Origin of the sequence: Isachenkonia alkalipeptolytica, from assembly GCF_009910325.1 — a bacterium.
Lineage (GTDB): Bacteria > Bacillota > Clostridia > Peptostreptococcales > T1SED10-28 > Isachenkonia > Isachenkonia alkalipeptolytica.
In genome coordinates this window covers 1-10,201 of record NZ_SUMG01000037.1, presented here as the reverse complement: position 1 = coordinate 10,201, position 10,201 = coordinate 1, and the positions used below count along the sequence as shown (strand labels likewise).

8 protein-coding genes and 1 pseudogene are annotated in these 10,201 nt (G+C 48.4%); 7 read left to right on the top strand and 2 right to left on the bottom strand.

The window, feature by feature from the left end; genetic code table 11:
• From ISALK_RS14320 to ISALK_RS14290, 7 genes and pseudogenes are all read left to right on the top strand, one after another.
• Window positions 1-245 (top strand): annotated as a pseudogene (locus ISALK_RS14320) (IS3-like element ISAzo10 family transposase); the annotation flags it as partial.
• Between the two features lie 331 nt (window positions 246-576).
• Complete coding sequence (locus tag ISALK_RS14315; RefSeq protein ID WP_160723495.1) at window positions 577-2,046, top strand: O-antigen ligase family protein; 1,470 nt, start codon at window positions 577-579, stop codon at window positions 2,044-2,046.
• 152 nt (window positions 2,047-2,198) lie between these two features.
• Window positions 2,199-3,083 (top strand): motility protein A, encoded by an 885-nt coding sequence (locus tag ISALK_RS14310; RefSeq protein WP_160723493.1) that lies wholly within the window; start codon window positions 2,199-2,201, stop codon window positions 3,081-3,083.
• On the top strand, window positions 3,070-3,837 hold the full coding sequence (locus tag ISALK_RS14305; RefSeq protein ID WP_160723491.1) for an OmpA/MotB family protein: 768 nt from the start codon (window positions 3,070-3,072) through the stop codon (window positions 3,835-3,837). Before ISALK_RS14310 ends, ISALK_RS14305 begins: the two co-directional genes overlap by 14 nt.
• Before the next feature lie 259 nt (window positions 3,838-4,096).
• The gene (locus tag ISALK_RS14300; protein ID WP_160723489.1) at window positions 4,097-5,080 is read left to right on the top strand and encodes a rhodanese-like domain-containing protein; all 984 of its coding nucleotides are present in this window, start codon (window positions 4,097-4,099) and stop codon (window positions 5,078-5,080) included.
• A gap of 273 nt (window positions 5,081-5,353) precedes the next feature.
• On the top strand, window positions 5,354-5,920 hold the full coding sequence (locus ISALK_RS14295) for an HD domain-containing protein (RefSeq protein WP_160723487.1): 567 nt from the start codon (window positions 5,354-5,356) through the stop codon (window positions 5,918-5,920).
• Between the two features lie 206 nt (window positions 5,921-6,126).
• Window positions 6,127-7,461 carry an FMN-binding protein gene (locus tag ISALK_RS14290; RefSeq protein WP_236660390.1) on the top strand — a complete coding sequence of 445 codons (1,335 nt, stop codon included), beginning with the start codon at window positions 6,127-6,129 and terminating at the stop codon, window positions 7,459-7,461.
• Between the two features lie 165 nt (window positions 7,462-7,626).
• Here ISALK_RS14290 and ISALK_RS14285 read toward each other — a convergent pair whose 3' ends face one another.
• Both ISALK_RS14285 and ISALK_RS14280 read right to left on the bottom strand, forming a co-directional pair.
• On the bottom strand, window positions 7,627-8,976 hold the full coding sequence (locus ISALK_RS14285) for a ribokinase (RefSeq protein WP_160723483.1): 1,350 nt from the start codon (window positions 8,974-8,976) through the stop codon (window positions 7,627-7,629).
• Entirely contained in the window at window positions 8,969-9,946 is a 978-nt protein-coding gene (locus tag ISALK_RS14280; RefSeq protein WP_160723481.1) for a nucleoside hydrolase, read from the bottom strand. The genes ISALK_RS14285 and ISALK_RS14280 overlap by 8 nt, the downstream gene beginning before the upstream one ends.
• Window positions 9,947-10,201: the final 255 nt, after the last annotated feature.

The following is a 10,201-nucleotide window of genomic DNA, read 5'->3' as shown; positions in this document are numbered from 1 at the left end:
AGTACTTTGTTCAGTGGTACAATAATGAGCATTATCATAGCGGCATCAAATTTATTAGTCCTTATCAAAGACATTATCGACTGGATCAAGTAATCATGGAAAAACGAAAAAAGGTGTATGAGCAAGCCAAGCAAAGACACCCGGAGCGCTGGTCCAAGAACACAAGAGATTGGACATTGCCCGACTATGTAACACTGAATCCAATGAATGAAGAAGAGTTGATTGAACATTCGCAAAATATTTAAATATTATACATAGATAAAAACTTTATGCGACAACTATGTTGACAAACACCGATAACCTCCTTGGAATTTTTATTTTATGAACACATGTTTGGTATAGTATATCAAATTTTTCTTGGAAAGCAAAGAAGAAAATATAAAATTCAAAAAATGCATTCGATCCGTCCTCTTTGCTATATATGTGGGATTGTTTTCTGTTATTGGATAAGGTAAAAAGAATAGCGGTTATTTTAAATTTTTAGGAGGGATTTCCACATTTTTGTAGAATTATGTAAGGAGGGTTCTACGCCATACTTCTTTTGGCAAAAGAACTCTTGTATAAAGGGGGGAGACTATGGAAAAGGTCAAGGGAATGGGAAAAAACATCTTCAAAAGACTGCAGATCTTCCGAAGGGACATTAAAGAAATGAAGCGGATCTCAGAGTTGATTGATTATATTCCCGACGGTGTGATAGAAAAAGTTGGGATGGGGTTGTTAATTCTTTGGGCGGCCTCCCCTTTTCACTATATGTTCCGAAGTCTTTTCCTCGAGCATCATGATCCTTCATTTGTGGGGATGAACTATTTGGATTTAAGCATAGGTTGGCATACTTTGTTACAGCAGATCGGATTTTTAGGGATCTTTATCGGGATCCTGGGGGGAATCAAAAGCCTGAGGCAGGGGAGAAGCTTATATGCTCTATTTTTCGGTAGCAAGCACCGGGCGCTGGGTACCTTATTACTGGGAATGCTCCTTTGGAGTATATTGGCGACCTATCATTCCACAAATCCTAGATTATCCTTTAACGGTACCTTTCACCGAAGGGATGGACTTGTTACATACTTTGCCTATGGGGGGATATTTTTAGCAGGACTTATGGTAAGAACCACCCGGTACCGAAAGGTTATCCTGGAGGTTTTTAACGGAGGGGCCCTGGCCCTATCGGTGCTCCTTTTGGTAAATTATCCGATGGTAAACGGTTTGCTGAGCCTCAGTTCTCGAAGCGCAGTGTTTTATAATCGTAATCACTTCGGCTATTACCAATGCTTGGCCATAATGGTGACCCTGGTACTGATGTATATGGAAAAGCCCGGTAGGAAAAAGCGGATGTTTCGGTACCTTAGTTTTTCCTTGCTTGTGGCAGCCCTTATTGAGAACGGATCCTTTGGCCCGTACTTGGCAACGATGATGGGTCTGGGCTTTCTAGCCGCAGTTACCATTGTATTACATAGAAACTTGATCAAGCCCATGGGAGTGGTTTTGGCACTGTTTATTTTTTTATCCCTGGGAATGAATATCCAGAACGGTTACTTACAGGAGCGTTTTTCTTTTCTTTCCAGTGATGTAAATAGTATCTTGGAGGGTGAGGAGGAGGTGCAAAAGGCGGGTACCAATCGTTGGGGACTATGGGTAAGCGGAGTGAAATTTGCCGGGGAAGAACCTCTTTTCGGCTATGGTCCCGATAATCTTGGGGAGCGATACAAAGAAGAATACGAAGATAGGGATTGGTATTATTCCGATCGACCCCATAACGAAGTTATTCAGTTTGCTGCCAGCATCGGGATTCCCGGAGCTCTGTTTTATGTAGGAGCGGTACTGATCTTTCTTTATGCCTTTATTCAAAAAGGAAAGAAGAACACTCCCTTTGACAGTGCTATTACCGCAGCACTGATAACCTATTGGTGCTCATCGATGTTTGGGAACACCATGTATTACACCACTCCGTTTTTCTTTTTGGTCTGGTCACTGGCTGTGAAGGGATTGGATCCTACTTATGAAAGTGCTACCGATTCCACAAAAGACAAGGAACTGCTTAAACAGTAACACTCTTCCTTATTTGATTGAATCATTTCTGGTTCACATAACTCATTGCCATCCTATGCAATCAGTGGTAAAATTATCCCGAGTGTTTAGTGAAATAGTAAAGTCATAGGATCGGTATAGGAAGCGTGTACATAAAAAGGAGTGAACATCCGTTGAATCTGGATAAAATCAAAACCATGAACGATAATTTTTTCTACGGACAGGAGGAGCAAAGGAAAAAGGAAAAACGGATCAAATCCCTGGTATTACTAGGCCTTATGTTGATCGTTTTTCAAGCCATGTTGGGAACCATCAGTTATCAGGTGCTTTTTAACCGTCAGGCCCTGCAGATTATTGTGGCGGGGATTCTGATTACCATGATCGTCAGTTTCCCTCTGGGGATTTTATTGGAGACGATAAGTCGCATCAAAAGCAGTTTTCAGGACACCGTGGACTATGAAAAAACCATCTACCGGATTTATCAGCTGGCTATTGATGTGAAAAAAAACGGGGCTCTTTCCGTGGAAAAGGAGATTGACCAGGAGAAGGATGAATTTATGCGGGACGCTATTACCCTGTTATGTGATTATAAGCGCCCGGAGGCCATGGAGACCCTGCTGGATCAGGATATTGAGGCCCGGAAACTGCATCTGGGAAAGTCGAAAAACGTGATGAAAATGGTGGCCCAGGTTTCACCGGCGCTGGGACTGATCGGAACCCTGGTGGGGCTGATCGGCCTGTTAGGCAATCTCGGAGAGCCTACGATGATTATGACCCATATGGGTTCGGCGCTGATCAGTACCCTTTACGGCAGTCTGATTGCCAATTTTATTGCCGTGCCTCTCATTGCCCGGCTCCGGGAGTATTCCGATCGACAGCTGCTACGGTATAACATGATCAAGGAAGGGATTTTACTGATCGCCAAGGAGGATACGGCGAGAAATGTGTTTGATACCATGAATGTGATGCTAAAGGAAGAGGATCGATTGATTTATCCCCGACAGCAACGGGCAGCTCGAGACAATATAAAGGAGGGACTGGTCTATGATCAAATTTGATCGGGACCGGGAGTCCCAGGAAGAGCAGGATTACGGCAGTACCTGGCTCATTACCTACAGTGATATGGTAACGATTATTCTCTGTTTTTTCATCATCTTTTTCATGGTCAACGCCGAGGAGCTGACGGTCCTTAGTCATCTGAACGAGGATTTAACCGAAGAGGTGGAAGAGATGGCCACGGAAGTGGAGGAGAAGTCGGCCACGGTGGACCATTTAAGTGACGAGAACCTTCGCCTGGAAGAGGAGAAGCAGGACTTATTGGCATCTCTGGAAAATCTGCAGTCGGAACTGCAGGAGGCCAAGGCCGGGGAAATGTCGTCGCTGAGTTTTGTGCAGTACCTTCAGGAAAAGGAAATGATGGATTTAGTGGAGATCATCGAAAACGAACGGGGCCTTGCGATCCGATTCAGTGACCAGGTGCTCTTTGACAGCGGCGAGGCCGCGGTAAACCGGGAGGGGCTCGAGCTTCTTAAGGAGACCGCCGTCACCCTAAAGGAAATGGAGTTGGATAACCATATGATCATCGAAGGGCACACCGATGATGTGCCCACCAACCCCGAGCGGTATCCCTCCAACTGGGAGCTGTCCTTAGACCGGGCCATGGGGGTGGCCAGATTTCTGATCGATGAGAAGGGCTTTTCCGAGCACCGCATCTCGGTCAGCGGCTACGGGGAAACCCGGCCCATCGCCTCCAACGACGACGCCGAAGGCAGAGCAAAGAACCGACGGATTGAAATTGTGATTTTGCAGTGAAGGATGGATGACCCAAAGGGGACGGAGGTGTTTGAGTCATGGGATGACCCAAACACCTCCGTCCCCTTTGTGTCATCTTTGGGTTATTTGCCATAAGAATTGCTTATGTACAATAACAACCTCTGTAGCTGAAAGCCAATAAAATCATTGCTTTCAGCCCTTTTCCAGAGTACAATAAATACAACCTTTAAATATTTTTTTCACAAAGGTCGTTTGATTAATCACAATATAAAACATTAAAATTAAGGAGGAATTGTACATGAATTTCAAAGCAAACAAATTAGTAATGCTACTGATGGTATTGTTGCTGTCTTTGGCCCTTATGGTAGGATGTGGAGACGATAACGGCATTGACGAAGGGGAAGAAGTACAGGCGGAAAATGGAGAAGCGGTTGAAGAGGGAGACGACGAAGAGGAAGCCACCGAGGAAGATGAAGAAGAAGCTGCAGAGGAAGAGTCCCTTGACGCTGCAGAGGTGGTATGGAATGCAACGAAGCCGGTCATGGAAGGCGTTGCCGACGGAAATAATATCCTAGGTTTTGAAGAAGGACTGGAACAATTAGAGGAAAATCCTGATGATTACTTTGTAATCGACATGAGAAGAGGAGAAGACTACGAAGAAGGACATCTGCCGGGAGCGGTTCACGTTTCCTATGATCAACTGGCACAAGCCATGGACAGTGTTCCTCAAGATAAAGAAATTTTAATTTATTGTTACACCGGACAAACTTCCGGTCAAGCGGTAGCCGCGTACCAAGCTATGGGATTTGACGCTCTGTCCCTAGGAGGAGGAATGAACTTCGGATGGGCTCCCTTGGAGTTATCGGAAGACACTTTAGAGACCGAAGCCAATGAATTACCGGAAGCTACTGCGGACTGGACTGCAGAAGAGGAAGTACTGCAAGTGGAATTCCACAAGCACTTTAACCAAGGAACCAACTATATTGTACAGCCGGAAGAATTGGAAGAGGCTATGGGTGATGATATTATGATTCTTGATATTCGAAACCAGGACGCCTTTGATGAAGGACATATTGAAGGTGCCGAGTTTATGCCTTGGGCGGACATGGCTGCAAACTTCGACGAGATTCCAACGGACAAGCCCGTATATGTAACCTGTTTCTCGGGACAAACCGCAGGACAAGCGATCTTTAACCTTCGAGTAAACGGAATTGAAGCCTACTCTCTATACCGAGGGATGGCCGGATGGAACGGCGAAGATATGCCGGTGGTGTCTAACTAGATTCTATCCACTTCAAAGGGATGTCGCTTAAGAATGAATAAGCCGGCCCCAAATCGAGAAAAACAAAGCAATAAACAGTAAGCACAGGGAAACCCATTATTGGGTTTCCTTTTTTTTCTGTGTCTTCGGCGGTAATCGGGGGAACGGTCATCAAGCGGAAAAAAGAAGAGTGAATATTTGCAATTCCAAGAAGATCCGTTATAATGGAAGGAAGTGAAAAATCAAATCCCCTGTCCGGTAGCGTACGGTCCCGGGGGGCGAAAGGATGATACTATGACACGAAAAGAAGCCATGGCCATGTTTGAGAACTATGTAAGCCAGGAGGCCCTGAAAAAACATACCCTGGCCGTTGAAGCCGGCGTAAGGGGCTACGCTGAAAAATATGATCAGGATGTGGACAAATGGTCGGCGGCGGCAATATTGCATGATCTGGATTATGAAAAATATCCTGAGGAGCATCCCTTGATTGCCGCGAAGATCCTGCGGGAAGAGCAGGTGGAAGAAGAAATCATAGAGGCGATTCTGGGCCATGGGGATCATACCGGAGTTTCCCGGGAATCCCTACTGTCGAAGGTCCTTTATGCCAGTGATGAGCTGGCCAGCTTTATCGTGGCCTGTGCTCTGGTACGGCCCTCGAAGAGCTTTGAGGACTTAAAGTTGAAATCCGTCAAGAAAAAGCTCAAAGACAAGGCTTTTGCCAAGGGCGTGGACCGGGAAATCCTCAAAAAAGGGGCGGAGGAGTTAAACATCAACTTGGAGGATCATATCACCAACATGATCGAATTTTTGAAACGGCGGGAAAGAGAATTAAATAACGAAGGGGAATCCTTGCTAGAATAGAAGGCTTCATTATCAGGAATAATTCCGGTTTTGGCAGGGGCTGAAAACCTGTTAAATGAACGCATTCAGCTACATCAATCCCACTTATGATGCATAAAGAAGATTCATAGCCATTCCTAACGAATAATGACTCATAAATGTTTAATATTTAACGTACCTATGCTAAAATAGGTTTATATTCAAGAAGTTAATTCGTTGAGAAGGGAATGAATAATATGCAAAGAAAACAGGTAATGGCCATGGTCGTCATGGCGGTCCTGGCTGTGGGGGTGCTTTTTGGTTACGATGCGCTGAGTGAAGATGCAGCAGCAGATGCATCAAACTATGAAGTAAGTGCCGAAGGGTATAACGGCCCGGTCAGTCTAAGGGTTTACATTGATGACGAAGAAATTGTTGAGATCGAAGTGTTAGAGCAAAGCGAAACCGAAGAGTTAGGAGACGTTGCCATCGATGAGATGATTGCGAAAATCCTTGAGGAGCAGTCCACCGACGTGGATGTGGAATCAGGAGCCACCGTGTCCTCCAATGCGGTAATCGAAGGCGTAAATGAAGCCTTAGCGGCGGCGGGAATGGGTTCCGGTGATGCCTATGTCGGCGTGGCGGAAGGCTACAACGGCGATGTGGAAGTGGAAGTTATTATTGACGGAAACAGCATCGAAGCAATCAATGTGCTTGAACAAAACGAAACCGAGAATCTAGGAGACGAGGCCATCGATGAGATGATCGAGCGAATCCTTGAGGCTCAGTCCACGGATGTGGATGTGCAGTCGGGAGCTACGGTATCCTCCAATGCATTAATTGAAGCGGTAAACAATGCCTTGGATGAAGCAGGGGTAACCCTGGGAGAAGGTAGCGACGACAGTGAAGAGGAAGGCGATGCCGCAGCAGATTATGATGCGGAAGGAACCTTAGCCATTGCTCCGGGATACGGCGGTGACGTGGTGTTGGACATTATCATGGACGGCGATGAAATCGCAGAGATCCGAGTACTGGAAGAGAACGAGACGGAAGGACTTGGAGACGACGCCATCGATGCGATGATCGAAAAAATTCTTGACGCCCAAAGCACCGATGTAGACGTTGAGTCGGGAGCCACCGTGTCTTCGGAAGCGGTAATCAAAGCCGTGGCGGAAGCCACCGGCCAGGAAGCGGCGGAAAGTGAAGCACCGGAAGATCCGGCTGCGGACTATGATCTGGAAACCTACGAGCCCGAGGGAATTATGGTATCCGGTACCGGTTTCCAGGACCGATATGAAATTTATTTAGACGTGATCTTTGATGGAAATGAAATTGTGGAAATCCGTGTGATTGAGCACAATGAAACCACAGGATTCGGCGACGGCGCCCTACGAGTAGTGCCGGAGAGAATCATTAGCCAGCAAAGCACCGATGTGGACATTCAAACAGGTGCCACCTGGACATCGGAGACGGCTATGGAACTAGTGGAAAAAGCCGTGGAAGAAGCAGGGGTAACCCTGGATGAACAGGAAGTTGATGAAGACGAAGAGCCGGCCGATGACGGCGGCGGAGGCGGAGGCTGATAGAACTCTGTCTACCGTTGGTAGACCGACCAAGACCGAAGGGATTTCTCTTCGGTCTTTTTTTACGCAAAGGGATGACAAAGGGATGACAGACCCAAAGGGGACGGAGGTGTTTGAGTCATGGTGACTCAAACGCCTCCGTCCCCTTTGGGTCTCCCAGCGATATTATTCTTCGGGGCAGTCTTTCCAGCCCGCCGATAAAAGATCCTTTTTGGTAGGGATGGAGGGCTGGGCCCCGGACTTGGTTACGGCGAAGGCGCCGGCGTGAATTCCATAGGCGATGGACTTTTCCGGGGAGTACCCTAGGCTGCGCCCGGCCACGTAAGCCCCGAGAAAGCTGTCACCCGCAGCGGTGGGATCCACCACGGAGACTTTTTTCGCCGGCTGATGATAAACGGCGGTGGGGCTTTTTTCATCCGCTTTGGTATTTTCGCTGTGGCCTTTCCAGTGATCATCGAAAGGGCCGGTAGAAGCATCGCCTATAGTGTGATGGTATCGGTCGGAAAAGGGATCCTGCCGGTTGTAATACACCCCTTGGTCTCCGTGGGTCAGGATGATATGGGGGATCTTGGTTTTGGAAAGGGCGGCGACCAGGGCCCTCGGGTCCGGGTCATCCTTAGAGTCGTGCTTCTTTGCTGTGGGCTCTTCAGGATTCGGTGGTGTATGGGAGCCCCGTTTCGGTTCCTTGGAAGGCCTCGGGGTATCCTGCTGTACTTTTGTTGGGACTTTGGTGGTGTGTTGATGCGCCTCTGTGGAAACCTGAGGATGCCTCAAATGGTCATCGGTGGCTAAGAACTTTGGCAGGGCGCCGATGGATTTCGCGATCTGCTCCGCCTCCACCTGGTTTACCACTAAGGTGTGGACCTTTTCCAGGGTTTCCTTCGGTAAGGATTTGAACGGCGAGGGGTTCAGGACCACGGGTATACCGTAATCATAGGCGGTATCAATGGTCTGTTGAATAATTTCCAACGGGATTTCCATCTGCAGCACCACCATGGCGGCGTCCCGGTGTTTGTTCATGGCATCCTGTACCCACTGGGGACTTAGTCCGTGATTGGACCCCGGGTGGACCACAATGGTGTTATCCCCGGTATCGGAGACGGTAATAAAAGCAATGCCGGTGGTAAAATCCTCCCGTCGCTGAATAAAATCCCCGGCTATGGAGGCCTTCGACAGGGCCTGTACAAGTTGGTCCCCGTCCCGATCCTTTCCGAGACAGCCCACCATCACCGGCCGAACTGCATCCCCTCCCAAACGGGCGATGGCCACGGCCTGGTTCATCCCTTTGCCGCCGTGGACCGTTGAAAAATCATGGGCCGGAAGGGTCTCCCCCTTCCGGGGCAGTCGCTCGGTGGTAAGGACATAATCCATATTCAAGCTTCCCACAACCACTACCTTGTCCGGGGCCTTGGAAGAGGTGTCCTTTTGTGTACGGCAGGTGCCGTGATCGGAGTCGTTTTTATAGGGATACTCATGATTGCCGCATCTTTCTTTTGGACTGCGTTGTTCAGTCATGGAACGCACCTGCCTTTTCAATTCGATTCAGGAGAAAGTCGATAAAAGCCTCTCGATCCAGTTCCATAGCCACATGGACATTGGCCTCTTTTTTCCAGTAATCCGTAAAATCACATACGGTTTCGCCGTCGCAGTAGGTACTGTCGGTTTCCACGGCAACGAAATGGGGGGTAGTGGTGACAAAACCGGAATCAATGGCTAGGGATACGGCTAAGGGGTCGTGCATCAGACAACCATAAATCCCCTGGAGGCTATGATGGCGCTCCATGTAATCGGCGGTCACTTTTTTTACAAAATCCACGATGGGATTCTCTCCGTCCAGCGCCTGAAGGTCTTTTCGGGTAAGCAGGGCCTTTTGGGTAACGTCCAAGCCCACCATGGTGATTTTGGCGCCGCAGTTCAGGACCCGGTCCGCCGCTTCGGGATCAATGGCGATGTTGAACTCCGCCCTGGGAGATTCGTTCCCCCGGCCGTCGGCCACCCCTCCCATGAAAATGATTTCCTTTAGCTTCCGTCCAATATCCGGTCGTTTGGCTAAGGCCTTGGCGAAATTGGTTTGGGGAGCGGTCATCACCAGAGTAATCTCCCCCGGGTGTTGATCGATGGTCTCGATCATGAAGTCTTCGGCGGCGGTGTTTTTCGGAAGATCCACGGGGATCTCCTGCAGCTGTCCCGCCAGCCCCGTGCTGCCGTGAACCTCGGTAGCATAGCGGACCTTACGGTACAGGGGTGCCGACGCCCCCATATGCACGGGATACACCCCATCCTTTCCGAGCAGTTTTAACACCCGAAGGGTGTTTACGGTGGCCGAGGCCAGGTCAATATTTCCCGACACCGTGGTGATCCCTAGAAGTTCGATTTCCGGCGCCGTGGCGGCGACAATAATGCCAATGGCATCATCCACGCCGGTGTCCACGTCCAGCAGGACTTTTTTTCGCCGATGATTTATCATAGGTTGGGTATTCGTCATTGGAAGATCCTCCTTTGCTGTTGCCGTTGACAGGGGTTTAGGCAACGGCCTCTTTTCTCAAGTGTAGCGGATTTTCCTGGGAAACACAAGCAAAAGCGGGAGATGATCGCGGCGTGACCCAAAGTGACCCAAAGGGGACGGCAGGTTGCGTAAAAACAAATCAATAAAACATTAGTATTACCACCCTGAAATCCTGTATTATCAATGGTTATATGATATAATAGAAAGAAAACGAGGTGGTTCGATGTCCCGCTA

What these genes read in the sequence shown, in the direction of transcription:
- ISALK_RS14315 (WP_160723495.1), top strand. Translation starts at nt 577, where the DNA reads ATGGAAAAGGTCAAGGGAATGGGAAAAAACATCTTCAAAAGACTGCAG.
- ISALK_RS14305 (WP_160723491.1), top strand. Translation starts at nt 3,070, where the DNA reads ATGATCAAATTTGATCGGGACCGGGAGTCCCAGGAAGAGCAGGATTAC.
- ISALK_RS14300 (WP_160723489.1), top strand. Translation starts at nt 4,097, where the DNA reads ATGAATTTCAAAGCAAACAAATTAGTAATGCTACTGATGGTATTGTTG.
- ISALK_RS14295 (WP_160723487.1), top strand. Translation starts at nt 5,354, where the DNA reads ATGACACGAAAAGAAGCCATGGCCATGTTTGAGAACTATGTAAGCCAG.
- ISALK_RS14290 (WP_236660390.1), top strand. Translation starts at nt 6,127, where the DNA reads ATGAATAATATGCAAAGAAAACAGGTAATGGCCATGGTCGTCATGGCG.
- ISALK_RS14285 (WP_160723483.1), bottom strand. Translation starts at nt 8,976, where the DNA reads ATGACTGAACAACGCAGTCCAAAAGAAAGATGCGGCAATCATGAGTAT.
- ISALK_RS14280 (WP_160723481.1), bottom strand. Translation starts at nt 9,946, where the DNA reads ATGACGAATACCCAACCTATGATAAATCATCGGCGAAAAAAAGTCCTG.